Source organism: Sulfitobacter sp. M05 (assembly GCF_029285175.1).
GTDB lineage: Bacteria > Pseudomonadota > Alphaproteobacteria > Rhodobacterales > Rhodobacteraceae > Sulfitobacter.
The window spans coordinates 1,050,933-1,077,041 of sequence record NZ_JABEDH010000001.1; the positions used below are offsets into that span (position 1 = coordinate 1,050,933).

Here is a 26,109-nt window from a genome sequence, read left to right on the forward strand (position 1 = left end):
TAACCTGAGCCATCACATATCGCTTTTCGCGTTCGACCAAAGGGAGAGGCCGCGAACAAGCGTTTCATGTTTAAGGCGGGACGCTCTAACGCTCAGGCACACTGCAATAGCGGCTTTGGGCAAGACCCACGGAATTGCGAAACCACGCTATAAGCCGGTGTCACAATACATCAAACGTATTTTGTATCTTAAAAAGGGGTAATGGCGGATCGACAGGGATTCGAACCCTGGAGACGGTCTCCCGCCTACACACTTTCCAGGCGTGCGCCTTCGACCACTCGGCCACCGATCCATTGCGCGGGGTTTAGTATGACCGTGCCCCCCATTGCAAGGGCGAAAACGCACCCTTTTGCGCATTCTTCACGACGCCAGCTTTAGCCGTCCAAATGCAGGTAGACGCGACGGTTCATCCGACCTTTTTTTTCCATCTTTCCCAGACGCAAACTGCCGATTTCACCGGTACGGGCCACATGTGTGCCGCCGCAGGGCTGCAAGTCGATGCAATCGTCCTCTTCGCCGATGCTGATCAGCCTGATGTCGCCTGCGCCTTTCGGTGGACGGACGGCCATTGTCTTGATCAGATGCGGGTTCTCCTCCAGCTCTTCTTGCGTCATCCAGCTTTCGCCGATCCGCAGATCCATGGCGACCAGTTCGTTTAACACTTCCTCGATCTCATCACGGTCCTGTGGCGCGTCAGGCATGTCAAAGTCCAGCCGCCCGTGGGTGGCAGATATCTGCCCACCGGTCACCCCGAATGGCATCACCGCAGACAGTAAATGCAGCGCTGAATGCACCCGCATGTGTTTATATCTCCGGTCCCAATCCAGTTCCTGAACAATATGGGCGCCCTTGGGTGGCAAGGCAGAGGCTTCGGCAGGCACCAGAACAACCGCCCCGTCATCGCCGTTGACTGTTGTCGCAATCGGAAGGCGCTGACCATCCCAGCTGATCCAGCCGGAATCGCCTGGTTGCCCGCCGCCAGTGGCATAAAACAAGGATTGGTCCAGAACGACGCCTCCCTCAGGCGTGATCTCCTTTACCATGGCAGGCGCATCCCGTCGGTATGTGTCTTCGCGAAACAGCAAGCGGGTCATGTCTGGGCCTCTTTTGTCTCGGGATCCGCCGCTTTGGCTGGCCCGGTGTCACCTTGCAATACCTCGGGATTGCGCAGCCAGACGTCACGTTGGGCGAAGGGAATCTCAATCTGCGCATCTTTGAAGCGCGCAACGATTTCATGGTTGATGTCATTCTTGACTGCCAGCATGAAATTCACATCCCGCAGCACACAGCGCACCTCGAACTCCAGCGCATCCGCCCCAAAATTCAACAGCAGCACCGATGGCGGCGGTGCCAGCAGAACCATCGGGTGGGCCTCGGCAATCTCGCGCAGGATGTCTTCCACCTGTCGGGCGTCACTGCCATAGGCCACCCCAACCGGAATGATGACACGCCCCACCGTATTACCACGGGTATAGTTGGTGACCGTGCCACTGATCAGATCGGCGTTGGGCACAATGACATCTGTTTTGTCGAAGGTCTCGATCCGGGTCGAGCGCACAGAGATATCGCGCACATATCCCATATGACCACCGGCCTCGATCCAGTCCCCCTCGGAAATTGGGCGTTCAATCAACAGGATAATGCCCGAGACAAAGTTACTGACGATGTTTTGCAGACCAAAACCGATCCCGACCGACAACGCACCGGCGACAATCGCCAATGAACTCAGGTCGATTCCAGCGCCAGTGATCGCCGCAAGCGCCGCCAGAAAAATCCCGACATAGCCAAGCCCCGACACAATTGCGTTCTGCCCGCCCACATCAATCCGTGTCTTGGGAAGAACGTTATTTCTAAGCGCCGATTGTACCAGCCGTGTCAGCACATAACCGACCCCGAAAATCACGGCAAAGGCAATGAAATCAGTGGGAGAAATCCGGCTTTCGCCAATCGAGAAGCCACGCAGGAACACGGCCCAAAGCTCGGTAAGATCGTTAAACCTGACCCCCCAGACCAGGGCCAGCAATGGCAGGGAAAGAACCAACAGGACGAACCCGAACAAAACAGGCCAGAGCGCCTCGCGGGCCTGGGCACCCTGCCCGGTGATTGCACCGTAAACATCAGCACCAAACCGTTGCAGCGTCATCACCAGTCCCAGCAAGGTCAGGGTCATGAAATACGGCGGTAAAATTGCCTCTGCCGCATGGAAATACCCAAAGGCCGCAAGCGCCGGTGTGGCGAAGGCTACCAGAATTGCCCCCTTACCCAACGTCCGGATCGTTCCCACCAATGTGGAGGAGCGCAATTCCGTTGCAACCGCATCATCCGCTTCTGGGTCTTTGACCCGCCCGAGGATCTTGCCGATGCAATAGAGCGACACCGCAGCGAGCAGCGTAATCAGAAACATCAGAACAGGTTGAGACGCAGGTGCCGGATCACCTGCCTCCAATACTTCGTCGATCAGGGCTGCAACGACGATCAACGCGGTACTACAGGAAACATGGAAACGCGCGGCTTTCCGGTCTTGCCAATCCAACGGGATCAGCGCTTCATCGTCATCCCGCGAGAACACCCGCTCCGAGACCCAGCGCAGCCCCAGCATCACCCCCCCGAGGACGGCAAAAAGCAAAAACATCTCATTCAATTGCGGTCCGAAAATGCCGGTCGAACTTACGGCAAGCGCCAACAGGATCAAACCTGCAAACGGCAGGATGATCCGCAACAAAGAGACCAGAAACCGCCAGATGCCAAAGCCGCGCGCACCAAGGCGCTGAAGGCTGCTGACGATCATTTCTGACCAACGCCGCCCCCTCAGGATCAGCACAGTCCCCAAAGCCCCCAGCAAAATGGTAATCGGCAGCCCGGCGACCAGATCGTCGTCTCCCTCAAGGCCTTCGGCTTTTTCGTTCCACAACTTTGAAAGTGCGGCGTTCAGATCAGCAAAAGCAGGCCGCCAATAGACCGGGTTAAGAGGCGAAGGCGACGTTTCCAACAGTTCTTCAGCCTGTCTTTCGCGCAGGGACTTATCAATCTGGCTGATGATGGCGTCGGCACGGACGTATTCCGCTTCGGCGCGCTGGACCGGCGTCAGCAGGGTATCAAGCTGCTCTTCAAGCTCTGCACGGCTGGCAGCAACATCTGCGGACTCTGGCTTTGCCCCCTCGCCTTCGGGTTTGGGACCAAGCGCTGTCAGTTGTTCGCGCAGGGTTGCGATACGTGCCGCGTTCTGGGTGGTTGCCTCGCGAAAATCACTTCGAAACGCAACGATCTCGGCACGCAGCTCTTCAAGACGACCTTCAGAGCCGTTGTCGGAATCAAGCAGTTGTTCCGCCGCCGCCGCCGCCACGCTCCAACGGGTTACTTCGGATGGCCCCGCCCCCTGCGCCAAAGCGCCATGCGCCAGGGCAAAGGACAGAACAATCGCCAGCCAGAAACCTGCAACAGACCTCAACATCACAGGTCTTCAAAGACCTCGGGCAAGGTGGCCGGATCACGGTCAAGCCATTCAGGCACCGGCAGCCCTTTTTCGCGCAGGAACGTCGGATTGAACAGTTTCGACTGATAGCGCGTCCCGAAATCACACAGGATCGTTACGATCCGATGCCCCGGCCCCAATTCCCGCGCCAAACGCATGGCACCGGCCACGTTAACGCCAGAAGACGCGCCCAGACACAGCCCCTCTTGCTGCAACAGGTCGAAAACAACCGGCAAAGCCTCAGCATCCGGGATATTGTAGCTGAAATCGGGTTTGAACCCTTCAAGGTTCTTGGTGATGCGCACCTGCCCGATGCCCTCGGCAATCGAGCCCCCTTCAGAGGTCAGCTCTCCGGTGGTAAAATAGCTGTGCAACGCCGCCCCGTCCGGATCGGCAAGGGCAATCTTGACGCCTTTGGGCTGTAAGACATGGGAAATCCCGGCCAAAGTACCGCCCGATCCGACAGCACAGCAGAAACCGTCCAGATTGCCATCGGTCTGCTCCCAGATCTCTGGGCCCGTGGTTTCGATGTGCGCCTGACGGTTGGCGACATTGTCAAATTGGTTGGCCCAGATCACCCCTTCGTTGGTGCTGCGCGCCAGCTCGTTCGCAAGCCGTTCGGAATAGCGGATGAAGTTGTTGGGATTGCGATAAGGGGCTGCGGGCACCTGTACCAGTTCCGCACCGGCAAGGCGCAGCATGTCTTTCTTTTCTTCGGATTGGGTTTCCGGAATCACGATCACCGTCTTGAACCCCATCGACGATCCCACCAGCGCCAGACCGATGCCTGTGTTCCCGGCTGTCCCCTCGACAATTGTACCGCCCGGTTTCAATGTCCCTTTGGCAATCGCATCCTGAATAATGAACAGGGCCGCACGGTCCTTGACCGACTGGCCGGGGTTCATGAATTCGGCCTTGCCGAATATTTCGCACCCCGTTGCTTCGGATGGTCCACGAAGTTTGATAAGTGGTGTCTTGCCGACGGCCTTGGCCAGATCAGATGCAATGTGCATGAATGCCCCCAAAAGTTACGGCTGCGGTGCAGCTTTATTCGCTTTCAGGTGTATCCGTCGCCCCCGCGGACCTCAAGCGGTCCCTGTGATACGCGAGATAATAAGCCGCCATCACCACCGGCGTATTTGCCAGATCAAACCGCGCAACGCGGGCCATCAGATCGTCAAAAGACATCAGATGCGAGCGGATATCCTCGTTTTCTTCAACCAATCCACCGGTGCCGGCCACCCCGTCAGGCAAATCAGCAAGCCCCAGATAAACATAATAAAAACCCGTCGAACTGCCGGGACTGGGATACGCTTCGGCGATTTTTTCAAGCGGGCCCAATGTCAGCCCTGATTCTTCTTTCGCCTCGCGCCGCGCCGCCTCTTCCGGGGTCTCGCCCGGATCAATCCTTCCCGCCACCGGTTCAAGCTGCCAACTTGCCCGATCGCCCCGCGCAAGCGGCCCCATACGCATCTGTTCAACCAGCAAAACGCGATCCCGTACAGGATCGTACGGCAGGACAATTGCCGCATCTGCGTCAATCAGCACCGCGCGCTCAAGCGGTGCAGTTAGCGATCCGTCAAAGCGCGCATGGCGCAGCACGATGTCATCCAGCGCGTAAAAATCGGCATAACTTCGGGTGCGGCGCATCACTTCGATATCGCCCTGAAAGCTGTCTGCACCATGCAGTGAAAGTGCCGCGCGCCGCTGGGCATCTGCCCGCGCGCGGATGCCCGGAAACATGCGGGCAACCTCATCGCGGCTGCGCTGGCCAAAATACCCCATGACCTCCTGTGCCGCGAGGACGCTCATATCACCGGATTTTTCCACCCACCCGTCAAAGGACCAAGGCCCGTCAGGCGTCCACAGCCCCGGTTGTGGCAAATAGATTTCAGCCACCTGCCCGTCTGCCAGAATGACCGACACCAGATCATAGGCAAAACTGCCCTCATAGAAATCCAGCCGCGCGATATCATCAAGGCTGAGCCCGCGCACTATCACTCCCTGGGCTATGGCCCCATCACGTTTTTCAATCATCGGAAATGGCCCCTCGGCCACCGCACTGACGCGATAGCCCGGCAAAGAGACGGCAATCGCATCAATGTCACGCGCCGCCCGGCCCAAAACGACTTCTAGCAAAGAAAGATGCTGTAAGGTTCCGTAAAAGAATAAGTTTTTCATACCTTTAGGGCCAACGATTATCCGCAAACTCGGTCAGTAAACCACAGACCAAAGTTCCCACCAGCAAGGCAATCCCCATCGGCACCGTTGCGATGATCACCGCATACTCCGCGCCGATCTGGAAAATTGCCACCAAAGCTTCGAATGGCCCGTCATAGCGGTTGCGCATGGCCTGCCGCACCATTTCGTTAATCGCCTGCACCCCGATCCCCCAAAGCATCAACAGGAACATGCCTGTCAGCCCGTTGTTGATCGCGGCGGTCGTGCCACGTCCGGCACGCCGCCCCATGGCAAACCAGCCGACCCCCAACCCGAGACAGATATTTACCGGAATAAAGTACCCGAAATCAGTGCTTTCGGGCATCAACGGCATCACCATCAAAGAAAGGAAAAAAGCCGTAACAGCGACAGAAACGGCAGCCATCAAACGGGCAGCGGTAGGCATGGGTCGGCTCCTGTTGCAAACCCGTCAGCCGGGTTTGCGTATGGTAATCTGTGTTACATCACAATTTCCACTGTCAAATGTCGCCGCGCAGGATGTGAGGTAAAAATTCCACATCCGCCGAAACCGGTCATCAAAGCCCAGTGCCTTGATCTGATCCCAACGTGCATTAAAGGTCTCATGCCAGCGACGCAGCGTGATGTCATAACTTTTGCCAAACTCGACAGAAGTATCCACCACCAAACCAGCCCGCTCGATTTGCTCGCGCAGCACTTTAGGAGACGGCAGCATCCCACCGGGAAATATGTACTTTTGTATGAAATCAACTCCCCGCTTATATACTGCCCAACGGGCATGATCGACGGTAATGATCTGCAAGGTTGCCCGTTTACCGGGTTTCAGCCTCTCTCGAAGGGTGTCGAAATAGACCGGCCAATATTTTTCACCCACAGCCTCAAACATTTCGATGCTGGCAATGCCGTCATAAAAGCCACGCTCATCCCGATAATCTTGAAGTTTGAAATTAACTTGGCCTGAAAGTCCAGCGTTTTCAATCCGTTGCTTGGCGTAATTAAACTGCTCTTCGCTGATGGTCAGCCCGGTCACCTTAAGCCCGCGTTCTTTTGCCGCGTATTCAGCAAAGCCGCCCCAGCCACAGCCAATTTCCAGCACATGATCACCGGGTCTTACCCCCATCTGATCCACCATGCTTTTGTATTTGGCGACCTGCGCCGCCTCCAGCGAATGCTGTGCATCCTGTTCAAACAGGGCCGATGAATAGGTCATCGTATCATCCAGCCACAAACCGTAGAAATCATTCCCTAAATCATAGTGATAGCTGATATTTTTGCGGGCCTGCGTCTTGGAGTTGCGTTGCAACCAGAACCGCAACTGTTCAAACCGGCGCACCAACCCCATGCCCGGGAACCCGTCATACATGTTTTCATTGCCATGATGCACCAGGTCCATAAACGCCTGTAGATCTGGCGTAGACCAATCTCCGTCAAGATAGGCGTCACAAAACCCAAGATCGCCCTCGCGGATAAGACGTGCAAACAAATCGCTGCTATGTACATGCAATTCAGCGACATAACCCGGATTAGCCCCCTCCGCGCGAAAAACCCGCCCATCTGGCAACACAAAATCCACCCGCCCGTTGCGCATCGCCTGCGCCATTCCGAACACGCGGGAAAAATAGCGCGGTAAATCGCTTTGCCCGTCTGTACTGGTTAAGATCATAGCCACTCCCGTTGGTATGGGCCTGCGGGTTGCCCCATCGCAGGCCTTTGATTCTTGTTCAGAAATTCCGGTTTTCATAAGCCGACAGCGCGCGGGCGCGGCCATCAGCCAAAGACACCACAGGTTTCGGATATGGCGCGTCGGCAGACAGGTTCCAGCTGCGCGGTACAGCCTCGAAATAGGCAAGCGCGTCCTCATGTGGCCTATGGTGCCCTTCGGCAATCCAACGGCTGGCATAGGCGCGGTCGCGGTCAAATTTATCCAATTGGGTTTCAGGATTGAACACCCGGAAAAAGGGGGCCGCATCGGGGCCAGATCCGGCGGTCCACTGCCATCCCATCGCGTTGCTGGCCGGATCCCAATCAATCAAGGTATCCTCGAACCATGCCATCCCGACACGCCAATCCGTCATCAAGTGTTTCGTCAGAAAACTGGCTACAATCATGCGCGCGCGATTGTGCATCCGACCGGTAACATAAAGTTCACGCATTGCAGCATCAACAAAAGGAATCCCTGTAAGGCCTTGCTTCCAAGAGATAACTTCGGAACTTTCAGCATCTGTCCGCCAAGGAAATGCATCCCATTCCGGCCGCCAACTGCTTTCAAGAAGATGTGGGGTATGATGCATCAGATGATAAGCAAATTCACGCCAGACCACCTCTTTCAGAAAGGTCTCGGCCCCCGGCTTGCCTTCTTGCAGCGCCCGTTCGCCGGCCTGCCAACACTGATGTGGGCTGATCTCGCCAAGCGCCAGATTTTCCGAAAGGTTAGAGGTGCCCTCGACACCTGGCAGGTTCCTGTTGTCTTTGTACCCTGCGACATCTTCCGCGATGAACTGCGCCAAACGTTCCTGCGCAGCCTCTTCCCCCAGACGCACAAACGGGCGTACAATCGCCGCACCGCGCCGCATTGCCGCGCCCATGTGCCAATCGTCCAATTGGTCACTTTCGGGCCATGACATCGGGGCTGGTACGTCCTTGGGCACCGCCCGTGGTGTGTCGACACCCTTGTTTTTCACGCTGTTCCAGAACGGCGTATAAACCTTGTAGTACCCGCCGGTTTTGGTTTCGACGGTCCAAGGTTCAAACATCAGGTGACCGCCGAAAGAACGCGCGTCAATCCCTTGGTTTTTCAGGGATTCCTTGATTTCTTTATCCCGCACAACACTCGCCGGATCATAGAGGCGCGACCAGTAAACACTTGTGGCCCCGGTTTGCGTGATCAGCTCTTGCAGAAGCGGTAAGGCGTGGTCGCCACGGCGCAGGATGAGCCGGCTGGCTTTGGTCTCCAGCGTGGTGGCAAGATGCCCAATGCCAAGGCCCAGCCGCCATTTCGGGGCGGCACCCAAGCCTGCCACCAGTGAATCGTAAAGGAACACAGGGATCACAGGACGTCCCGACGCACAGGCCGCGGTCAATGCCGCATGATCGCTCAGCCGTAGATCGCGGCGGAACCACATCAGGATAGGTGTTTTGTCAGTCATATCTCAGCTATTTTTTCCTCGTTGATAAAGGAGTTAGCCCAGACACGTGGTAGTCAAGCAATTGGTTTCACAAAACCGCATCAAGAGCTGACAAAAGCTGATCAATCTCGGATTTACTGGTGTAATGCGTAAAGCTCAGCCGCAAAACACCCCTGTCCATATCGACCCCCATGGCGGACAACGCACGCCCGGCATAGAAATCGCCGCCCCCCGCCATGATCCCATGTTGGACCAGCTCTGTCGCGACTTCTTCGCCGGGGCGGTTCAGCGCCAATGCGACGGTCGGCGCGCGGCCTGCTGCATCTGACGGACCAATCAACCGCACGGAATTGCGCGCACTCACGGCATCCAACAGAGGTTGCAGCAAGGTGGTTTCATGGTCGCGCATCAGATCATGTACCGCAACGCCGCGTTCTGCCGGTGATGCTGCTGCGTCAAAGTGATGCGCATAAAGCGCGTCAATGTAATCAGCCATGCCAGCACAGGCCGCCACCTGCGCGTGATCGGGGCCAGCGGGGGTGAAACGTTTGTACAGGGTGTCGCCGTTAAACACATGGCCCTGATTGGGCAGCAATTCGGCCAAGGCGCGCCGGATCACCATCACACCCTGGTGCGGACCATAGGTCTTATAGGCAGAAAACAGATAGATATCCGCACCAAGGGACCCCACATCGGCAAAACCGTGCGGCGCATAAGAAACCCCGTCCACACAGACAAAAGCGCCAGCAGCATGGGCCAGCGCTGTGATCTCGACCACCGGATTGATTTGCCCCACCACGTTTGAACAATGCGGAAAACAGACCAGCCGAACTTTCTCATCGAGTAGGTTTTCAAGGTCATCTGGGTTCAACGCGCCGGTTTCAGGATCAATGCACCATTCGCGGATTTCGATGCCCCGATCGACCAACCTGCGCCATGGGCCAGTGTTGGCCTCGTGATCCTGATTGGTCACGACAATCGCTTCCCCCGGCTTCAGCAACTGGGCAAATGCCTGCGCAAGAACATAGGTGTTCTGCGTCGTTGACGGGCCAAAACTCAACTCATCCGTGGCCACCCCCAAAAGTGCCGCCATCCGGCTGCGGGCCTCGTCCATTTCCTGGCCACCCAATGTGCTGGCCTCGTAAGGCGCATAGGGCTGCACCTTGCGCTGGGTGTAAAACCGGAACAACCGGTCAATCACCGGCTTGCAGGTATAGGACCCGCCAGCGTTTTCAAAAAACGCCTGCCCCTGCAACGATGGCTCGGAAAAGGCGGGGAATTGGGTGCGCACCCATGCGGTATCAAGCTTGTGTTTTGTCATCCCAGCAAGGTCTAACGAAATCTCCCGCAGGTCAAATGCAAAAGCCCCGATACCATGCGGCACCGGGGCTTTCTTTAGCGCTTCACGCGTGGCGTGTCGCAGGGCAAGATCACTTGGTTTCGGCGCGCTCACTTTGCAAGCCGCGGAAAATGCAGAAACACATCAGCAACAAAACCACCGTGAACAGCAATCCGGTTGAAATCACCATGGATTGCAACGCCGCCAATCCGCCACCCAACAACAGGGCAATCGCAACCGCACCTTCAAAGATGCACCAGAACACCCGCTGCGGCATCGGCGCGTCGATTTTGCCGCCCGCCGTGATCGTATCAATGACAAGGCTGCCGGAATCCGACGAGGTTACAAAGAACACGATAACCAGAACGATCCCGATAAAGGATGTGATCGAGGCCAGCGGCAACTCACCCAACATTTTGAACAGTTGCAAGGGAAGCCCCGCATCCTGGGCACCGGTAAACCCGTCGGCCATCACCTGATGAATTGCCGTGCCGCCAAAGATCGACATCCAGATCACACAGACCATGGACGGGATCAACAAAACGCAGATCACGAATTCACGCACTGTGCGACCCCGGCTAACGCGGGCAATGAACATGCCGACAAAAGGCGACCAGCTGATCCACCACGCCCAGTAAAACGCTGTCCAGCCTTGTGAAAAGTTCACGTCTTCCCGGCCAAACGGGTTCGACAAGGCCGGCAGATATTCAACATAGGCCTTCAGGCTGTCCCAGAAGAAGGCGAACAAGAACGCTGTTGGTCCAACGATCAAGGTAAAGATGGCCAGCAAACCGGCAAGACCCATGTTAATCTCTGACAGGATCTTCACCCCGCCATCAAGGCCCCGCATAACCGAAATCAACGCCACCAGAGTGATCGCAGAAATCAGCACAACCTCGGTCGTTTGGCCGATCGGTATGCCAAACAATTCGTTCAACCCCGCATTGGCCTGCGTTGCGCCAAAGCCCAGTGAAGTTGCCAATCCGAAAAGCGTCGCAAAAACCGCAATAATATCAATCACGTGACCGGGCCAGCCCCAGACACGCTCCCCCAACAGCGGGTAAAACGCCGAGCGGATCGTCAGTGGCAACCCTTTGTTATACGTAAATAGGGCCAGCGCCAGCGCGACCGTGGCATAGATCGCCCAAGGGTGCAGCCCCCAGTGATAGATCGTTGCCGCCATGCCAAGACGCACAGAACCGACCTCATTACCGGTCGCGGCCCCTAACGGGGCCCAATCCGTGCGTAAACCGTTTTCACCCACAGCAGTGTCACCAAAAGACGTCGAAAAATGCGAAAGCGGTTCGGACACGCCGTAAAACATCAATCCAATGCCCATGCCCGCAGCAAACAACATCGCGAACCACCCCATATAGGTGTAATCCGGTGCCGCATCCGCACCGCCCAACCGCACGGACCCAAACGGCGAGACAATCAGCAGCAGCGCAAAGATCACCACCAGATCAGCCGCGCCGATTAGGAACCAGTCAAAGTTCTTGGTGGTAAAGCTAAACATGGCTGAAAACACACCAGCAGCCTGTTCCGGCAAGGCCAGCGTGTAAAAAACAAAGGCGACAATCGCCGCCGCAGAAATGGCAAAAACCGGATTATGGATGTCAAAACCGATGTTGCCCAGCGACCCGTCCACGTTATCCTGACCGATCTCATAGTCTGTATCAATGATATCCGCGGCGCCTTCCGGCTCCGGTATTCCCTGATTGGAACTGGCATCTGACATAAAGACGTCCTTTCATTAAGTTTGATTTGATCGCAAGCAGTCACAGGTCCGCCACTGGCAGAACGCACACAAGCGGGAATAAACAACCTTCACCAGCAGCTCTTGCGTAGAACGTGATGTCCTTACAGTGCAAAAACCCGACCGCCTTGCTCCTCACATAGGGCGGACCGGCCTTTCAACCACTGACCCGGGGTCAGGACGACGCTAATGCCTGCGTGATGACCTCAGCGTGTTTCTTAATCACATCCATATCCCCCATGGCCCCCGGGGGTCGGATCGGCACGCCGTCATGACGTGGATGAATATGGAAATGCAGATGGAACACCTCCTGCCCGCCTGCCGCTTCACTGAATTGTAGCAGAGTTATGCCATCCGCGCCAAATCCGCGTTTTGCAGCATTGGCAACTTTGTTGACGGTCGCCATGCAAGCCGCCAGCTGTTCAGGTGTCGCATCCAGCATATTGCGGCATGGTGTCTTGGGGATCACCAGACAATGCCCGTCGGTGCGGGGCATGATGTCCATAAAACACAGGGTTTGCGCGTCCTCGTACACCTTAACGCATGGGATTTCGCCGCGCAGGATTTTGGCAAAGATGTTCTGGTCGTCATAAGCCTCTGGCATATCATGTCTCCTTCTTGAGCAGCCTTCTAGGCCCTGTGCCGGTCAAGCTCAACCACGGCGCAGCCGGCGTTCAGCCTGACGCAACAGCGCTTTGGCGTAAATCTGGTGCAACGGTGTTGTCAGCCGCATGAACAGCGATGACCCGCTACCGCCCCCCGAGACAACCGCAGAACCGAACAATAGTTCGGTGCTACCGTCCCCGACAGGCGCAACCGACAGAAAAGACCGGGTTTTGCCAAACATATCCCGCAGCAGGATTTGCCGTTCTGCGCGGCTTTCGACGGTCCAGACCGCGAATTCCGTCGCATGCCCCTCGGCCAGCGCCACGACATCGCTGTCTCTGATCCGCTTGCGCAAAGCCACCGTCAGCACCGCCCGTTCAAGCCGGAAAAGCCAGGTCGTATAGAAAGCGCCAATAAAGGCGGACAAATCCGCCTCACCCGTGTGCTGTACCGAAAAACAGTCGGTATAGGCACCTTCCTGGCCCTGATAGACCGCCAGCAAAGCCGCTGGCGGCAAGGAGCATGCCGCCACGCTCATGCATTGACATCCACAACAACCCGGCCCTGAACCTGTCCATTTAGGATATCAGCTCCCAGCGCCGGCAAATCGGACAAGGTCGCCGGACGGACCATGGCCTCCAATTTATCCATCGGCAGATCGCGGGCAATGCGCTCCCATGCCCGTAAACGGTTGTCATAGGGCTGCATCACACTATCAATCCCCAACAGATTCACACCGCGCAAAAGGAACGGGATGACCGTCGCCGGCAACCCCGCGCCGCCGGCCAATCCAACCGCAGCGACACTGGCACCATATTGCATCTGGCCCAATACCCGCGCCAACATCGCCCCGCCAACAGCGTCGACACAGCCGCCCCATGTTTCACCCTCCAACGGGCGCTTCACTGTCTCGTTGATCTCTTCACGGGCGACAATCTGACTTGCCCCCAGCGATTTCAGATACTCCGCTGTCTCAGGCCGACCCGTCACACCTGCAACCTGATGCCCCAGATGCGCCAAAATTGCAGTCGCAACAGACCCGACACCACCCGCCGCACCGGTGACCAGCACCGGCCCGTCCTTGATCCCGTGGTCTTCCAACGCCATTACCGACAACATTGCGGTAAATCCGGCCGTACCCACCGCCATTGCCTGACGTGTGTCCACCCCCGCTGGCAAAGGCACCAGCCAATCCGCCTTGATCCGCGCCTTCTGGGCATAACCACCCCAATGGGCCTCTCCCACACGCCACCCCGTCAGGACAACCTTATCCCCGGCCTTATAACGCGGATCGTCAGAAGCCTCGACCGTGCCGGCAAAATCAATACCCGGTACATGTGGGTAATTGCGCACCAATCCGCCACCCGGTCCAATACACAAACCATCCTTGTAGTTCACCGTGGAATACTCCACCGCAACGGTCACATCCCCCTCCGGCAATTGATCCACTGACATCTGCGTCACAGCTGCCGAAGTTTTCCCCGCATCATCCTCATTCACCACAAGCGCATTAAACATCGTCTTCTCCATCCCGGGGCCCACGCCCCCTCTTCATCTTGCAATTAAACTCCGGGGTCCGGGGCAGCGCCCCGAAAAACCACCGCCCACTCCGAACACCTATGTCCAGAAGTTTTCGTACACAACAGCATCGCGCAGCCCGTCAGGGGTCGCCACCTGCACCGCTGTGCGATCATCCCAGTGGGTCATCCGCACCATGCCAATCGACACATTTGTACGAAAATCAGGCGACCACGCTGCCGAGGTCACCTGCCCCACACGTTTCTCTCCCGCCATCACCGGCCAAACCCGATCACAGACCGGCACCTTGTCACCGGCGATCTCGATGGCGCGTACCTGCTGGATCGGACCCTCTTTGGCCACCCGCAACAACGCATCCCGTCCCATACAGCCAATTGCCGCCTGAGTATCGCAAAACCGCCCCAAACCACATTCATGGGGCGTGTTGTCATCGGTCATGTCATTGCCATAACTCAATAATCCCCCCTCAACGCGTTCGATCCCGTTGGGGCATCCTGCATATACATCCAGATCTCGACCGGCCTCCATCAGCGCGTGCCACAAGGGCATCCCGATATCGGACCCTTCGACATAAATCTCGAATCCGCCCTGCTTGGAGTACCCTGAACGCGCAACAACTAAGGGACGCCCCTGAAATTCGAACCAGCCAAAGCGAAAGAACCGTATGTCGCAAACAGCATCGCCAAAGACTCGCGCCATCAACGCGTCTGCCTTCGGTCCCTGCACCGCCAGCGGGCTGACATCGGGTTCATCAACCAAGACATCCAGACGGTACCCGTTGGCGATCCCTTTGACCCAATACAACAAATCACTGTCGGCAATCGAAATCCACCACCGGTCCTCGGCCAGTTTCAACGCCACCGGATCGTTCAACATGCCGCCGGTCTCGTCAACAATTGGCACATAAAAACACCGCCCCGGTAACATGCGGCGCAAATCACGCGGGGTCAGCATCTGCATCAACCGTGCCGCGTCCGGCCCGCGCAGCTCAACCTGACGTTCCACAGCTACATCCCAGACCTGCACCGCCTCTTTCAAGTGCCGATAGTCTTCCTCTACTGATCGGAAAACTGTGGGCAGAAGCATCCGGTTATAAACGGTATAGGCTTTGACACCCGCAGCTTCGACCCCCTCAGAAAATGGCGTACGGCGCAGGCGGCGGGACGGTGAAATAAGGGCCATCAGGCATCCTCCGGCATAAAGACAATATCGGTCGTCGGCGCTGGATGACCCGACGCCGTCAACATCGCATGTACCTGACCGCGATGATGCGTCTGGTGGTTGAACATATGGATGATGCAAAGCGCGATCGGCTGGGAGAAATCCCGCTTCATGCCGCCAGAATACCACGTGAGATCACCGGACAGATCAAGATTTGAAACGGTTTCGCCCCAAATCCGCATCCGCCCATCCATACGGAACCGCGCCGCCTGCCATTCCCCCGGCGTCGCCGTATAGGAAACGCTTTCTGACCCCGGCACGCTTGGCAAGCCCACATCGCTGCAAAAGCGGCTCATCCAGAGGGTGTCAGCCCAGAGAATGTGATTGAGTGTATTCAGGATCGAGCTAAAGAATGCACCACGGTCCTGCCGCAGCTCTGCCTCATCCATGACCTTAACAACATCTGTTATCTGTTTGTTTTGCCACATGTTATAACGTGACATCATCAATATATATCCCGCGTTAATCATGCATCTGCTCCTTTCGCGTCGACTGGTTGATGGTCGGCATACAACATCTGCGTTGCTCCCCTTAGAGCGTTCAAAGCATTGTTTTGAATACACGAATCAAAGGAGATCAGCGCGGCAAGGCCGGGAAAACCATCCAGACAAGAACGGCGCACCGTTGCAATCATCCAAGCGCCCTCCTGACTCGCCCTCTTGTCAAATTAATGTCAGACAATTAGAAACCTCGCAAATACTAATTGTAAGACATATGAAAACCAGCCCCAAGACCTCGACCGATCTGTCTGCCCAAATTGCGGCTGCCATTCGCGACGCAATCGTATCGGGTGATCTTATCGTCAACCAGCGACTACCCTGTGAGGCGGAACTGGCAGAGCAATTCACAGTGTCACGACCAACCGTACGCGAAGCGCTAAAAAGGCTTGCTGCACAATCACTTATCCGAACGCAGCGTGGGGCTACAGGCGGCGCATTTGTCAACCGGATCAGCTTTGAAGAGGCCTATAGCCAGCACATCACCACCTCAACGCTACTGCTGTCCATGAACGCAGTCAGCTTCGAAACCGCCTGCGAGGCACGCTATGCTTTGGAGCGGGCCTGCGCGCCGCTGAGTGCGGCCCGACGCAGCGCAGATCACCTTGCCACCATGCGCGCCGAATGTCATCGACAGGCGCAGCCGGGGCTAACAGATGAAGCGTTTTGCGCCTCAGATGTCGCCTTTCACCGCGCTTTGGTTGATGGGACCGGTAATCCGGTGATGTCCTATCAATTGGCTGGCGCTGTCGAAGCGATGCAGCCTCTGATGAATATGATCACCTTTACTGCGCGTTCACGTGGGGAAATTGTCGCCCTGCACACGCAGGTCACCGACGCGCTAGAGGCGCGAGATGCGGGCGCGGCCGACACCGCCCTATGCGAACTTGAACGCTACACCCTGCACCTGGGCCGAGATGTGATGGCCAAACGGGCAAAATCACGTGAAAATCTGACCGCTACCCATTGATAACACGCGGGGACTGTCCTATTTTAACACTGTCCTTCGGGACTATGGACATAAACGCGCTTGTAATAATCGGATCGGACCCGGGGGCGGTACCCGGCGACTCCACCAAACATCCTTCATTTGGGGATCATGGGGTCGAAATAGGATCGACGAACGCCTAAAGAAGTTAGCTTTGTTTCGGCTGGGTGCCACCGTATCGGCCCAAACTGTACAATTGCAAATGACAATCGTGCTCCAATGGCGATGGCCGCGTAAGCGACCGGAACTATTGAAACTTAACTCCTTGGGTTTAGCGACCTAAGGCGGGGCCTGTCGGAGCCTGGCAACAGAATCCGACACTTATTCCCCTAAATATTTGTACTGCGCTTTGAAACCACAGCTGCCTTTTGCGGGTCTCTTGGAAAAGGCCTGCGGAATGTTAAAGCGTCCCGCCTTAAATATGAATCGCTTGTTCGCAGCCTCTCCCTTGGGTCGAACGCGAAAAGCGATATATGATGGCTCAGGTTAAAGACGGAACGCTAAAGGAAGCGTTAAAACAACCCTGCCCGTCACACCGGATTTTTGATGCCGGCCCGATCACAGGAGGTTCTGAATGGAACTGTCACCCAACTGGGAATATGTCGCAGATACTGTCATGGGCGGGGTTTCTACCGGCAAGATTACCCATTTGCAGGTCTGCGCACGCCCCGCCACGCGGTTAACCGGCACGGTATCGCTGGAGAACAACGGGGGGTTTGTACAGATGGCTTGCGACCTGGCCGCCGAGGGTACCGTCCTGAATGCTGCCAGTTTTAGCGCGGTTGAACTGGAGGTCTACGGCAACGGCGAAATCTATGATCTGCGCCTTCGCACCGATCAGCTGGTGAAACCGTGGCAGTCCTATCGTGCTGAATTCAGGGCGAAACCACTCTGGCAGAAAATTCGCATTCCCTTTGCCGATATCATGCCACATCGCACCGACATCGCCTTTGATCCCGACCGGTTGCGCCGCATTGGGGTGCTTGCGATCGGGCGGGCGTTTCAGGCTGATGTGGCGGTCTCTGCCTTGCGGCTCGTCTAAAGCCTCCCGCCTTTAACCTGAGCCATCCCATATCGCTTTTCGCGTTCGACCAAAGGGAGAGGCCGCGAACAAGCGATTCATATTTAAGGCGGGACGCTCTAGGGTTTGTTCCCAGGCTCAGGCCTGTTGCACAGCAATCTCTGCCATTTTCAGGATGGCCTCACGGCTGTCTGCCACTGCGATAAAACGCGCGTTATGGCAGAATTTCGCCCCCTTAACGCCGCTCGCCGCCTCAAGTGCCGCATCGGTCAATCCCGCCCAAGCCTCTGGCAGGTCGGCCCGCTGTTCAAACGTGTCATTCGACAGCTTGATCCCCCCCAGCGTCCAGTCGGCACCGCGCGGACAAACAACAAACAGGATGTGATCTGCGCCCGCCTGATCCAGTGCTGCACCATAGGGCATACCCATGGGCAACTCTAGGATCGGGGAAGTTCCCGCCGCCTCAATTGCCTCCAGAACAAGGGTACGGGCCCGCGCTTTAGCTGCCATCGTACGAATTTCGGCTTCGATCAAGGCACTTACAATCGGCAAAGCCGCAAGAAACGCGTCATCATCCGCCGTTGGGGATGTGTCGTCAAAGGACGGTTTAAGATTGCCCAACAATGCCGGCAAGGTCAGCGCCGACAAAGGGCCCGCGACAGAGGGTTCCACGGCCCCATTGTCCAACAGATCAATCGGCAGGACGAATTTCGTATCGAATTTGGTATGTACCGCTTCGATGTCATGCTCAGGCACCGCCAGCGCAGCCAGATAGGCCCGCCCGTACTGGGACCAGATCAATCCAAAAGAGCTATAAGGCTGTCCATCCTCCCGCAGTGGGCTAGGCCGCTGGTGGTGGTCAAAGATTTGCGCCTCCGCATCAAATGCGCCGCCAACATCATAGATGATCCGGTCTGCCGCCGGGGTGATCCATTGCCGGTCCCGGCTGCGCTGCAACTGTGCATCCGGGTAAAGACGCGTCAGGATAACAGAGGACAGCAGTTCATCTGCATGAAAACCGCCGGAATGGGTAACGAGGTATGCAATACTCATGGATGCTCTCCTGAAGATGATCGAATGGCACGGGTGCCACGGGCGTGCCATTTGAATCTGGTTAATCCCGCCTTTCACAGATGTCAGCCCTCAGGGCAAGACATGGTTCGCAAAAGCCTCATGACAACCCCAAAAACCGCAAGCCAACTCGTATCACACAAGGGATCGGCCCCAGACCTACGCCCAGGGTCTCCGCAGAAATGGGATGGGATCTAAGAAAAGACTGCGGCCATCGGTCTGGTGGGCCTTCTGACATTTCCGAAAATTGAGAACAAATTCTTGCCACATTTCCGCCCTCCTCAGGCCCAGCTTTTCAGGCAGCCTTCTGGCATTGGCTGGTTTCTTTCCCGTCCGGCCGTAACCCAGGAGCAGCCAAATGGCACGCCTAGACACAAGCAAAACACCCGCCACCCAACAACAGAAACCTGCATCCAACACGCAGGCCGCACCACCAAAGCCACAGCAAAAACCGGTATTTACGGATTATGCCAGCCTTTGACAGGTGACAGACCGCCAGTTTGCGCGATAGGTTGGCGGCCATGTCCACACCGGTCTCAACACTTCGCAATCTCGGCCCGGCATTCGAGGCCAGTTGCACATCGGCAGGCATCCAAGATGCCGAAACCCTGCGCGATCTCGGGCCAGACGCCGCCTATGCGAAACTCCTCGCCGCAGGCACCAAGCCGCATTTCATCGGGTATTACGTTCTCGTAATGGCGCTTCAGGGCCGCCCGTGGAACGACTGCAAAGGTGCAGAAAAAGCCGCGCTGCGCAAAAGCTTCGATGCGTTGAAAGCGGCGCACCGCCCTGCCCCGGAACACACCCTGGACCAGTTGCTCGACGACATCGGCGTGCGCAAACCCTGATCTCTGCCCATAAAAAAGGCCGCATCGCTGCGGCCCCTTCCGATATTTCTGATGGCAGTCGCTAGACTTAACCCACCAACTCCAGACCGGAGAAGAAATACGCGATCTCTTCTTTGGCGGTTTCTGGCGCATCTGAACCGTGAACAGAGTTTTCGCCAACGCTTTCAGCGAATTCGGCGCGGATGGTGCCGGCCGCAGCGTCCGCTGGGTTGGTTGCGCCCATAACTTCGCGGTTTTTCGCGATGGCGTCTTCACCTTCCAGAACCTGTGCAACGATTGGCGCAGATGCCATGAATTCACACAGTTCACCGTAGAAAGGACGTTCAGCGTGTACTTTGTAGAATTCGCCAGCCTGCGCCATTGTCAGGTGGATACGCTTGGACGCGACAACACGCAGACCTGCGTCTTCGAATTTCTTGACAATCGCGCCTGTCAGATTGCGGCGGGTTGCGTCTGGTTTGATGATAGAGAATGTGCGCTCTAGGGCCATGTGGCTTGCTCCTGTGGGGGTTAATTTGGCCGCTCCCTAGCATGAGGTTTGGCCTATGAAAACCCGCGATTGACGCGCAGCCCGCATTGCGGCACACCCCGCCCATGTTACGCATCTCAGAAATCAACTATTCCGTCGAAGGTCGCCCTCTGTTCGAGGAAGCCTCCGCAGTCATTCCCGATGGTCACAAAGTGGGGCTTGTCGGGCGCAACGGCGCCGGCAAAACCACGTTGTTCAAGATCATTCGCGGCGAACTGGGCCTTGATGCAGGGGATATTTCCCTGCCTTCGCGGGCCAAAATCGGCGGTGTCGCCCAAGAGGTGCCCTCTTCGGAAACCTCCCTTCTGGATACCGTCCTTGAGGCGGATACCGAACGTGCGGCGTTGATGGCCGAATCCGAGACCGCCACAGACCCGGGTCGCATTGCGGATATTCAGTCACGCCTGTCGGACATTGATGCATGGTCCGCCGAAGGGCGCGCCGCCTCGATTCTCAAAGGTCTGGGGTTCGAACCCGAAGACCAGCTGATGCCCTGCTCTGCTTTCTCCGGAGGGTGGCGCATGCGTGTCGCCTTGGCCGGGGTTCTCTTTGCCCAGCCTGACCTGTTGCTGCTTGACGAGCCAACAAACTATCTCGACCTTGAAGGGGCCCTTTGGCTGGAAGCATATCTTGCTAAATACCCGCACACGGTCATCATCATCAGCCACGACCGTGGCCTGTTGAACCGCGCGGTCAATGGCATCCTACACCTCGAAGAGCGCAAACTGACGTTTTATCAGGGCCCCTATGACCAATTCGCCCGCCAACGTGCCGAACAACGCGCCATTCAGGCCGCCATGGCCAAGAAACAGCAGCAACGGCGCGACCACATGCAATCCTTTGTGGACCGGTTCAAGGCCAAGGCATCCAAGGCAAAACAGGCCCAGTCCCGTCTGAAAATGATTGAAAAGATGGACATGATTGCAACGCCGGAACAGGCTGCAAAACGGGTGTTCACCTTCCCCGAACCGGAAGAACTCTCGCCGCCGATCATTTCGATTGAGAACGGCGCAGTGGGCTATTCCGAAGGCAACCCCGTCCTGTCGCGCCTCAACCTGCGCATTGACCAGGACGACCGCATCGCACTGTTGGGACGCAACGGTCAGGGTAAATCGACCCTGTCGAAGCTTCTGTCAGACCGGCTTGTGCTGATGGATGGTAAAGCGATCAATGCCAACAAACTGCGCATCGGCTTCTTCGCCCAGCATCAGGTCGACGAACTTCACGTGAATGAAACCCCGTTGCAACATATGATTTCGGCCCGCCCTGGTGTGCTGCACTCAAAATTGCGTGCGCAGATGGCTGGCTTTGGCCTTGGGCCCGATCAGGCCGAAACCGAAGTGGGCCGCCTGTCGGGCGGTCAAAAGGCGCGGCTCTCGCTGCTGCTTGCCACGCTCGACGCACCGCATTTGCTGATCCTCGACGAACCGACAAACCACCTGGATATCGAATCTCGCGAGGCTCTGGTCGAGGCGCTCACTCAATATTCCGGCGCAGTCATCCTTGTGAGCCACGACATGCACCTTCTGTCGATGGTGGCTGATCGGCTTTGGCTGGTGTCAAATGGCACGGTGGTCCCTTATGAGGACGACCTTGAATCCTACCGCAAACTGCTGCTGACCCCCACAAAGCCGATCAGCAAAAACACCAAGGTCAAGGAAAAACCCAAAGAGAAACGCGCCAGCCGCGAAGACATCCTTGCCCTGCGTTCCGAGGTACGCAAGGCCGAGGCCCGTGTGACCAAGATCAACGAGATGCGGGACAAGCTTGCCAAGAAACTGGCAGACCCTGCTCTTTACGAAAGCAGTAAAATCGGTGAACTTGAAGTCTGGAACAAGAAATATGCTGAAGTGATGGACGCCTTATCGCGCGCGGAAAGCCTTTGGATGCAAGCGGAAGAGAAACTCGAAAAGGCCTCTGCCTGATATTGCTCTTTTTGGCCGTAAATACTGCGGGGAATCGGTCTTTGACCGATGGGGCAGAGCCCCCTAAAACAAAAGAACGGGCACAGCCCACAATTGGATCGACGCTGAGATGACACTCGACACCGCCTATATGATCACGGCCCTTGTCACCATGTTCGTGGTGATCGACCCCATCGGCATTGCCCCACTGTTCCTCGCACTGACCGCGGGCATGACACCTGGGGAGCGCAGGCGGGTTGCCCTGCATGCCTGTCTGGTCGCCGGCCTTGTTCTTGTTCTCTTTGCATTTTTCGGCGAGGCAGTGCTTGGATTTGTCGGTATCTCCATGCCGGCTTTCCGTATCGCTGGCGGAATTCTCTTGTTCCTGACCGCGCTGGATATGTTGTTTGAACGGCGCAGCAAACGCCGCGAGGACCGCACCGAAGGTGAGGAAATCGACGATCCTTCTGTCTTTCCGCTGGCAATCCCGCTGATTGCCGGCCCTGGTTCCATTGCCTCGATCATCCTGCTGATCGGTGAACGGCCCGGTGGCGAGGGGCTGATCACCGTATTGGGCATCACCGCCCTGACATTGGTGGCTTTGGGGCTGACCCTGATGGCAAGCAGCTATCTTGACCGCTTGATCGGCAAAAAGGGGATCGACGTCATCACCCGGATCCTCGGTATGCTTCTGGCTGCTCTCGCCGTTCAGTTTGTTCTGGACGGGCTGGCCGCCTTCGGTTTCGGCCCCACCCCGGGCTGACATCACCACCGCAGGTTCTATATAATGATGAAACCGCGACGAGGGGCCGCAAAATGGACGAGTTTGACACAGGAAACCTGATCTATCTGATCGTCCTGCTTCTAATGGTCGGCGGCTGGTTCTTCATGCAATCGCGTGAAGGGTTGAACAAAACACTGCAATACGCCGCGGTCTGGATGATGATCTTTATCGGCGGAGCCGCCGCCGTAGGCCTGTGGCAAGACATCAGCCGCGATGCCCGCACCCCGCAATTCAGTGTCGCCGGCAGCGACCAGATCATCGTGCCACGCGCCCGTGACGGCCATTATTACCTAACAGCGGAAGTGAACGGCACCGCCCTGCGCTTTGTGGTCGACACCGGGGCCACCGATATGGTGCTGACCCAGACGGATGCCAAACGCGCCGGCATTGACCCCGCTTCCCTCGCCTATATGGGGCGCGCTAATACTGCCAACGGCGAGGTGCGCACCGCTTTTGTGAGACTTGACCAAGTGCAACTGGGCGGTGTTGTCGATACCGATGTTGCCGCTGTGGTGAACGAAGGCCAGATGGAACAATCGCTTTTGGGCATGGGCTATCTGCAACGCTGGGGCCGCATCGAAATCACCGGCGGTGAATTGATCCTGACGCGGTGATTGATGAGGGAACCGTGGCGGAAGGAGGCAAGGCGTGTGACATGCAAGCACCGAGCGCTTCAGCAAAACGACAGCAAGCTTACATCAATCGATGACGCTCCCCCTATCCCCATCCTCTGGAACGTTCAGATGCTTGCAAAGCAAGCTCTGCTGCTGGGTAGATTGAGCCAAAATCCTATCATAAGCTGCTGAAAAGTAGTAGATATATGTTCGTTTGAACTTCTGCTGCGCTTCTCTTTCAAAGTCGTACTTTCCAGCTACGGCGTCAAATCCGCTGAACGTTGGTGTAAGATTACAGATCACTCTTCTGGCCTGCACTTCTGCTAAAGCCTCTGCATCCCTTTCCAAGCGACTTTTGGGTACCAGCATGACCGCCGCACCCAAAATTGTCAGCAGAGCAAATGAGACGACGCTGCATATCAATGGTGCCATGAGAGCATTTTTGAGGTCCTTCTCTTTCAAATAAGCCCCTCAAAACAGATACATTGCTTCACACGTCTTTTCAAAAAATCAGCAAAGCCCAATACCCCCCCCGTTCAAGTCTCGGCCTTCTTCTCCCAACGTCCTGATTCTTCTGACCAATATTGCGCTGAGGCCCCTGCGGCCTTAAGCGCTTTCCACTGGCCACGCGCGACGTTCAACGCGGCCTCATCTTCGCCGTCAAACAACACGCAAACCCGTTGCAACGCCGCGACCTCCTCTACGGTGACCGCCGCGCCATGTACCGACATCACACAATCCGGCGCATTTTCCGCCGTTTCCGCCGTGGTCAACAGAACCGGCTGCAAAGCATCATCATCGCCCCCGGCCATGGCATGGGGCAGGAACTCTTCTTCCGGCCCCAGCCACAATACCCGATCCAGATCCGCCAGCGCCTGCACATCAGTGCCGCGCACGGCCACGTTCCAGTCATTCTCCAGCGACTTGGATAGCAACATTCGCAAGGTTTCGACCAATGGCCGGCGCGTCAGGTGGTAAAAATAGGCCGCCCCCATCGCGCCTATCCCTTTTCAAACCGGTCACGCACAAGCCGGTTCAGTGCTGCCACACCCCAGCCGGTGGCCCCCGCCGGTGCCAATGCGGTTTCCGATTTGACCGAGGCCACACCGGCAATATCAAGGTGAATCCAAGGTGTGCCATCTTTCACAAACCGCTTGAGGAACTGCGCGGCTGTTACCGATCCCGCTGCCCGTCCGCCGATATTCTTCATATCGGCAATCCGGCTTTTCAGCAGCGCGTCATAACCCTTGCCCATCGGCATCCGCCACGCACCTTCTCCTTCGGCTTCGGCTGCTTTCAAGAAGGCGTTGCACAGGGAATCGTCGTTGGAAAACACTCCTGCGTTTTCATGGCCCAGACCGACAATAATCGCGCCGGTCAGCGTTGCCAGATCAATCAGCGCCGCGGGTTCAAACCGGTCCTGCGCATACCACATCACATCACACAGCACCAAACGCCCCTCGGCATCCGTGTTGATCACCTCAACCGAATCGCCCTTCATAGAGGTGACAACATCGCCTGGGCGCACCGCGTTGCCAGAGGGCATGTTTTCTACCAGCCCCACCAATCCCACGACATTTGCCTTGGCACCACGCAGGGCGAGCGACCGCATCACGCCCGCCACCACGCCGGCACCGCCCATGTCCATGGTCATATCTTCCATACCTGCTGCCGGTTTCAGGCTGATACCACCGGTGTCAAACACCACACCTTTACCAACCAGCGCCAATGGAGCGTCCCCTTTGGGGCCGCCATTCCATTCCATAACAACTATTTTTGACGGGCTATCCGACCCCTGACCGACACACAAAAGCGTTCCCATTCCGAGACTTGAAAGCTCATCCTCATCCAACACTTCAACTTTAAGGCCAAGATCCTGCATAGCTTCAAGTTGATTGGCGAACTCTGTGGTTGTCAGCACATTCGCTGGCGCATTGGTCAGATCACGGGTCATGAAGGCCCCGTCGGCAATCGCCATCAAAGGCGCTGCCGCGACCTCGGCCTCTTCCGGTTTGCTGCACATCACAAGCACCGCGCCACGACGTTCCTTGGCATCAGATTTGTGATCGTCAAACCCGTAATCGCGCATTGCCAAGCCAAAACAAACCTCGGCGATGTATTTCATATTTGCTGCGATCATCAACAGATCCGCCTGCCCGCGCCGCTTGGCCAGGGCGGCACCCGCTTTGCGCGCCTCCTGCACATCAGTCCGGCGCGGCAAATGCACGATATCAACAGCTTCGGCCGCCATACCGACAGGAAAATCCAGTGAAAACATCTCGCCGGGTTTGGATTTGGCAAATTTCTGCCCCTCCATCAACCGCTGCACCGCCCCGCGTGTCAGTTTGTTCACCCGTCGCGCCCCGGCATCCAGCGGCCCTTCCGGGGCGACAAAAATCGCCACGCGACCTTCCTGCGTAGCGATCTTTTCAATATCAGTGGCGGCGAATGTGATCGGGGTAACTGCGGTCATAAGATGGGCCCTTGTTTGCGATTTCCCACAAGACCTAGCGTGAAGGGCAACCTATGACCAGTTAGCAGTTTTCCCCGCCCATATTTTGCTTTACAGATTGCGGGAAAATCAGACCAAACCGTG

At 56.8% G+C, this 26,109-nt stretch carries 27 protein-coding genes, 1 tRNA gene and 1 other RNA gene; 8 read left to right on the forward strand and 21 right to left on the reverse strand.

The features are described from left to right. Positions 1–202 precede the first annotated feature (202 nt). The 16 genes from HKX44_RS05305 to HKX44_RS05380 form a co-directional block, all read right to left on the reverse strand. Positions 203–292, reverse strand: a tRNA-Ser gene (locus HKX44_RS05305). Positions 293–374: 82 nt separating this feature from the next. Then, positions 375–1,094: an alanyl-tRNA editing protein gene (locus tag HKX44_RS05310; protein WP_276150243.1), complete on the reverse strand. Its 720-nt coding sequence runs from the start codon at positions 1,092–1,094 to the stop codon at positions 375–377. Further along, on the reverse strand, positions 1,091–3,451 hold the full coding sequence (locus HKX44_RS05315) for a DUF3772 domain-containing protein (RefSeq protein WP_276150244.1): 2,361 nt from the start codon (positions 3,449–3,451) through the stop codon (positions 1,091–1,093). The genes HKX44_RS05310 and HKX44_RS05315 overlap by 4 nt, the downstream gene beginning before the upstream one ends. After that, positions 3,451–4,485 carry a cysteine synthase A gene (locus HKX44_RS05320; RefSeq protein WP_276150245.1) on the reverse strand — a complete coding sequence of 345 codons (1,035 nt, stop codon included), beginning with the start codon at positions 4,483–4,485 and terminating at the stop codon, positions 3,451–3,453. The genes HKX44_RS05315 and HKX44_RS05320 overlap by 1 nt, the downstream gene beginning before the upstream one ends. Before the next feature lie 34 nt (positions 4,486–4,519). Next, positions 4,520–5,653, reverse strand: coding sequence for an NUDIX domain-containing protein (locus tag HKX44_RS05325; protein WP_276150246.1), 1,134 nt, complete (start codon positions 5,651–5,653; stop codon positions 4,520–4,522). A 4-nt stretch (positions 5,654–5,657) separates the two neighbouring features. Beyond that, positions 5,658–6,098, reverse strand: a complete 441-nt coding sequence (locus tag HKX44_RS05330) for a TrgA family protein (RefSeq protein WP_276150247.1) — start codon at positions 6,096–6,098, stop codon at positions 5,658–5,660. A gap of 24 nt (positions 6,099–6,122) precedes the next feature. Beyond that, positions 6,123–7,334, reverse strand: a complete 1,212-nt coding sequence (locus HKX44_RS05335; protein ID WP_276150248.1) for a cyclopropane-fatty-acyl-phospholipid synthase family protein — start codon at positions 7,332–7,334, stop codon at positions 6,123–6,125. 58 nt (positions 7,335–7,392) lie between these two features. After that, positions 7,393–8,817: a deoxyribodipyrimidine photo-lyase gene (locus HKX44_RS05340; protein ID WP_276150249.1), complete on the reverse strand. Its 1,425-nt coding sequence runs from the start codon at positions 8,815–8,817 to the stop codon at positions 7,393–7,395. A gap of 67 nt (positions 8,818–8,884) precedes the next feature. Next, positions 8,885–10,117, reverse strand: coding sequence for an aminotransferase class V-fold PLP-dependent enzyme (locus HKX44_RS05345; protein WP_276150811.1), 1,233 nt, complete (start codon positions 10,115–10,117; stop codon positions 8,885–8,887). Positions 10,118–10,226: 109 nt separating this feature from the next. Then, positions 10,227–11,873 carry a BCCT family transporter gene (locus tag HKX44_RS05350; RefSeq protein WP_276150250.1) on the reverse strand — a complete coding sequence of 549 codons (1,647 nt, stop codon included), beginning with the start codon at positions 11,871–11,873 and terminating at the stop codon, positions 10,227–10,229. Positions 11,874–12,066: 193 nt separating this feature from the next. Then, complete coding sequence (locus HKX44_RS05355; RefSeq protein ID WP_276150251.1) at positions 12,067–12,495, reverse strand: HIT family protein; 429 nt, start codon at positions 12,493–12,495, stop codon at positions 12,067–12,069. A 48-nt stretch (positions 12,496–12,543) separates the two neighbouring features. Next, entirely contained in the window at positions 12,544–13,035 is a 492-nt protein-coding gene (locus HKX44_RS05360; RefSeq protein WP_276150252.1) for a hypothetical protein, read from the reverse strand. After that, the gene (gene acuI / locus HKX44_RS05365; protein WP_276150253.1) at positions 13,032–14,015 is read right to left on the reverse strand and encodes an acryloyl-CoA reductase; all 984 of its coding nucleotides are present in this window, start codon (positions 14,013–14,015) and stop codon (positions 13,032–13,034) included. The genes HKX44_RS05360 and acuI overlap by 4 nt, the downstream gene beginning before the upstream one ends. A 99-nt stretch (positions 14,016–14,114) precedes the next feature. Next, the gene (locus tag HKX44_RS05370) at positions 14,115–15,218 is read right to left on the reverse strand and encodes a dimethylsulfoniopropionate demethylase (protein ID WP_276150254.1); all 1,104 of its coding nucleotides are present in this window, start codon (positions 15,216–15,218) and stop codon (positions 14,115–14,117) included. Then, positions 15,218–15,727: a DinB family protein gene (locus HKX44_RS05375; protein ID WP_276150255.1), complete on the reverse strand. Its 510-nt coding sequence runs from the start codon at positions 15,725–15,727 to the stop codon at positions 15,218–15,220. The genes HKX44_RS05370 and HKX44_RS05375 overlap by 1 nt, the downstream gene beginning before the upstream one ends. Continuing rightward, positions 15,724–15,891, reverse strand: a complete 168-nt coding sequence (locus HKX44_RS05380) for a hypothetical protein (protein ID WP_276150256.1) — start codon at positions 15,889–15,891, stop codon at positions 15,724–15,726. Before HKX44_RS05380 ends, HKX44_RS05375 begins: the two co-directional genes overlap by 4 nt. Positions 15,892–15,971: 80 nt before the next feature. On the opposite strand from HKX44_RS05380, the gene HKX44_RS05385 reads away from it, so the two are divergent. The 3 genes from HKX44_RS05385 (at position 15,972) to HKX44_RS05395 (ending at position 17,784) form a co-directional block, all read left to right on the forward strand. Then, on the forward strand, positions 15,972–16,724 hold the full coding sequence (locus tag HKX44_RS05385; RefSeq protein ID WP_276150257.1) for an FCD domain-containing protein: 753 nt from the start codon (positions 15,972–15,974) through the stop codon (positions 16,722–16,724). Beyond that, positions 16,717–17,064: a transfer-messenger RNA gene (gene ssrA / locus HKX44_RS05390) on the forward strand. Before HKX44_RS05385 ends, ssrA begins: the two co-directional genes overlap by 8 nt. 252 nt (positions 17,065–17,316) lie before the next feature. After that, complete coding sequence (locus tag HKX44_RS05395; RefSeq protein WP_276150258.1) at positions 17,317–17,784, forward strand: CIA30 family protein; 468 nt, start codon at positions 17,317–17,319, stop codon at positions 17,782–17,784. A 117-nt stretch (positions 17,785–17,901) separates the two neighbouring features. On the opposite strand, the gene HKX44_RS05400 is transcribed toward HKX44_RS05395, so the two are convergent. Continuing rightward, entirely contained in the window at positions 17,902–18,816 is a 915-nt protein-coding gene (locus tag HKX44_RS05400; protein ID WP_276150259.1) for an MYG1 family protein, read from the reverse strand. Between the two features lie 376 nt (positions 18,817–19,192). Here HKX44_RS05400 and HKX44_RS05405 point away from each other — a divergent pair, with 376 nt between their 5' ends. Then, positions 19,193–19,315 carry a hypothetical protein gene (locus HKX44_RS05405; protein ID WP_276150260.1) on the forward strand — a complete coding sequence of 41 codons (123 nt, stop codon included), beginning with the start codon at positions 19,193–19,195 and terminating at the stop codon, positions 19,313–19,315. Between the two features lie 40 nt (positions 19,316–19,355). Beyond that, positions 19,356–19,682: a TfoX/Sxy family DNA transformation protein gene (locus HKX44_RS05410; protein WP_276150261.1), complete on the forward strand. Its 327-nt coding sequence runs from the start codon at positions 19,356–19,358 to the stop codon at positions 19,680–19,682. A 67-nt stretch (positions 19,683–19,749) separates the two neighbouring features. Here the strand turns inward: HKX44_RS05410 and ndk are convergent, their stop codons facing one another. Further along, positions 19,750–20,172: a nucleoside-diphosphate kinase gene (gene ndk, locus HKX44_RS05415; RefSeq protein WP_276150262.1), complete on the reverse strand. Its 423-nt coding sequence runs from the start codon at positions 20,170–20,172 to the stop codon at positions 19,750–19,752. A 104-nt stretch (positions 20,173–20,276) separates the two neighbouring features. Here ndk and HKX44_RS05420 point away from each other — a divergent pair, with 104 nt between their 5' ends. The 3 genes from HKX44_RS05420 (at position 20,277) to HKX44_RS05430 (ending at position 23,513) form a co-directional block, all read left to right on the forward strand. Next, positions 20,277–22,136: an ABC-F family ATP-binding cassette domain-containing protein gene (locus HKX44_RS05420; protein WP_276150263.1), complete on the forward strand. Its 1,860-nt coding sequence runs from the start codon at positions 20,277–20,279 to the stop codon at positions 22,134–22,136. 109 nt (positions 22,137–22,245) lie between these two features. Then, a complete protein-coding gene (locus HKX44_RS05425; protein ID WP_276150264.1) occupies positions 22,246–22,878 on the forward strand; it encodes a MarC family protein in 633 nt (210 codons plus the stop codon). Positions 22,879–22,931: 53 nt separating this feature from the next. Continuing rightward, complete coding sequence (locus HKX44_RS05430) at positions 22,932–23,513, forward strand: TIGR02281 family clan AA aspartic protease (protein ID WP_276150265.1); 582 nt, start codon at positions 22,932–22,934, stop codon at positions 23,511–23,513. Positions 23,514–23,597: 84 nt separating this feature from the next. On the opposite strand, the gene HKX44_RS05435 is transcribed toward HKX44_RS05430, so the two are convergent. From HKX44_RS05435 to HKX44_RS05445, 3 genes are all read right to left on the reverse strand, one after another. After that, positions 23,598–23,975, reverse strand: a complete 378-nt coding sequence (locus HKX44_RS05435) for a hypothetical protein (protein WP_276150266.1) — start codon at positions 23,973–23,975, stop codon at positions 23,598–23,600. Positions 23,976–24,049: 74 nt separating this feature from the next. Then, complete coding sequence (locus tag HKX44_RS05440; protein WP_276150267.1) at positions 24,050–24,508, reverse strand: DNA polymerase III subunit chi; 459 nt, start codon at positions 24,506–24,508, stop codon at positions 24,050–24,052. Between the two features lie 5 nt (positions 24,509–24,513). Further along, positions 24,514–25,986, reverse strand: coding sequence for a leucyl aminopeptidase (locus HKX44_RS05445; RefSeq protein WP_276150268.1), 1,473 nt, complete (start codon positions 25,984–25,986; stop codon positions 24,514–24,516). Positions 25,987–26,109 lie beyond the last annotated feature (123 nt).

What these genes read in the sequence shown, in the direction of transcription:
- HKX44_RS05310 (WP_276150243.1), bottom strand. Translation starts at nt 1,094, where the DNA reads ATGACCCGCTTGCTGTTTCGCGAAGACACATACCGACGGGATGCGCCT.
- HKX44_RS05315 (WP_276150244.1), bottom strand. Translation starts at nt 3,451, where the DNA reads ATGTTGAGGTCTGTTGCAGGTTTCTGGCTGGCGATTGTTCTGTCCTTT.
- HKX44_RS05320 (WP_276150245.1), bottom strand. Translation starts at nt 4,485, where the DNA reads ATGCACATTGCATCTGATCTGGCCAAGGCCGTCGGCAAGACACCACTT.
- HKX44_RS05325 (WP_276150246.1), bottom strand. Translation starts at nt 5,653, where the DNA reads ATGAAAAACTTATTCTTTTACGGAACCTTACAGCATCTTTCTTTGCTA.
- HKX44_RS05330 (WP_276150247.1), bottom strand. Translation starts at nt 6,098, where the DNA reads ATGCCTACCGCTGCCCGTTTGATGGCTGCCGTTTCTGTCGCTGTTACG.
- HKX44_RS05335 (WP_276150248.1), bottom strand. Translation starts at nt 7,334, where the DNA reads ATGATCTTAACCAGTACAGACGGGCAAAGCGATTTACCGCGCTATTTT.
- HKX44_RS05340 (WP_276150249.1), bottom strand. Translation starts at nt 8,817, where the DNA reads ATGACTGACAAAACACCTATCCTGATGTGGTTCCGCCGCGATCTACGG.
- HKX44_RS05345 (WP_276150811.1), bottom strand. Translation starts at nt 10,117, where the DNA reads ATGACAAAACACAAGCTTGATACCGCATGGGTGCGCACCCAATTCCCC.
- HKX44_RS05350 (WP_276150250.1), bottom strand. Translation starts at nt 11,873, where the DNA reads ATGTCAGATGCCAGTTCCAATCAGGGAATACCGGAGCCGGAAGGCGCC.
- HKX44_RS05355 (WP_276150251.1), bottom strand. Translation starts at nt 12,495, where the DNA reads ATGCCAGAGGCTTATGACGACCAGAACATCTTTGCCAAAATCCTGCGC.
- HKX44_RS05360 (WP_276150252.1), bottom strand. Translation starts at nt 13,035, where the DNA reads ATGAGCGTGGCGGCATGCTCCTTGCCGCCAGCGGCTTTGCTGGCGGTC.
- acuI (WP_276150253.1), bottom strand. Translation starts at nt 14,015, where the DNA reads ATGTTTAATGCGCTTGTGGTGAATGAGGATGATGCGGGGAAAACTTCG.
- HKX44_RS05370 (WP_276150254.1), bottom strand. Translation starts at nt 15,218, where the DNA reads ATGGCCCTTATTTCACCGTCCCGCCGCCTGCGCCGTACGCCATTTTCT.
- HKX44_RS05375 (WP_276150255.1), bottom strand. Translation starts at nt 15,727, where the DNA reads ATGATTAACGCGGGATATATATTGATGATGTCACGTTATAACATGTGG.
- HKX44_RS05380 (WP_276150256.1), bottom strand. Translation starts at nt 15,891, where the DNA reads ATGATTGCAACGGTGCGCCGTTCTTGTCTGGATGGTTTTCCCGGCCTT.
- HKX44_RS05385 (WP_276150257.1), top strand. Translation starts at nt 15,972, where the DNA reads ATGAAAACCAGCCCCAAGACCTCGACCGATCTGTCTGCCCAAATTGCG.
- HKX44_RS05395 (WP_276150258.1), top strand. Translation starts at nt 17,317, where the DNA reads ATGGAACTGTCACCCAACTGGGAATATGTCGCAGATACTGTCATGGGC.
- HKX44_RS05400 (WP_276150259.1), bottom strand. Translation starts at nt 18,816, where the DNA reads ATGAGTATTGCATACCTCGTTACCCATTCCGGCGGTTTTCATGCAGAT.
- HKX44_RS05405 (WP_276150260.1), top strand. Translation starts at nt 19,193, where the DNA reads ATGGCACGCCTAGACACAAGCAAAACACCCGCCACCCAACAACAGAAA.
- HKX44_RS05410 (WP_276150261.1), top strand. Translation starts at nt 19,356, where the DNA reads ATGTCCACACCGGTCTCAACACTTCGCAATCTCGGCCCGGCATTCGAG.
- ndk (WP_276150262.1), bottom strand. Translation starts at nt 20,172, where the DNA reads ATGGCCCTAGAGCGCACATTCTCTATCATCAAACCAGACGCAACCCGC.
- HKX44_RS05420 (WP_276150263.1), top strand. Translation starts at nt 20,277, where the DNA reads ATGTTACGCATCTCAGAAATCAACTATTCCGTCGAAGGTCGCCCTCTG.
- HKX44_RS05425 (WP_276150264.1), top strand. Translation starts at nt 22,246, where the DNA reads ATGACACTCGACACCGCCTATATGATCACGGCCCTTGTCACCATGTTC.
- HKX44_RS05430 (WP_276150265.1), top strand. Translation starts at nt 22,932, where the DNA reads ATGGACGAGTTTGACACAGGAAACCTGATCTATCTGATCGTCCTGCTT.
- HKX44_RS05440 (WP_276150267.1), bottom strand. Translation starts at nt 24,508, where the DNA reads ATGGGGGCGGCCTATTTTTACCACCTGACGCGCCGGCCATTGGTCGAA.
- HKX44_RS05445 (WP_276150268.1), bottom strand. Translation starts at nt 25,986, where the DNA reads ATGACCGCAGTTACCCCGATCACATTCGCCGCCACTGATATTGAAAAG.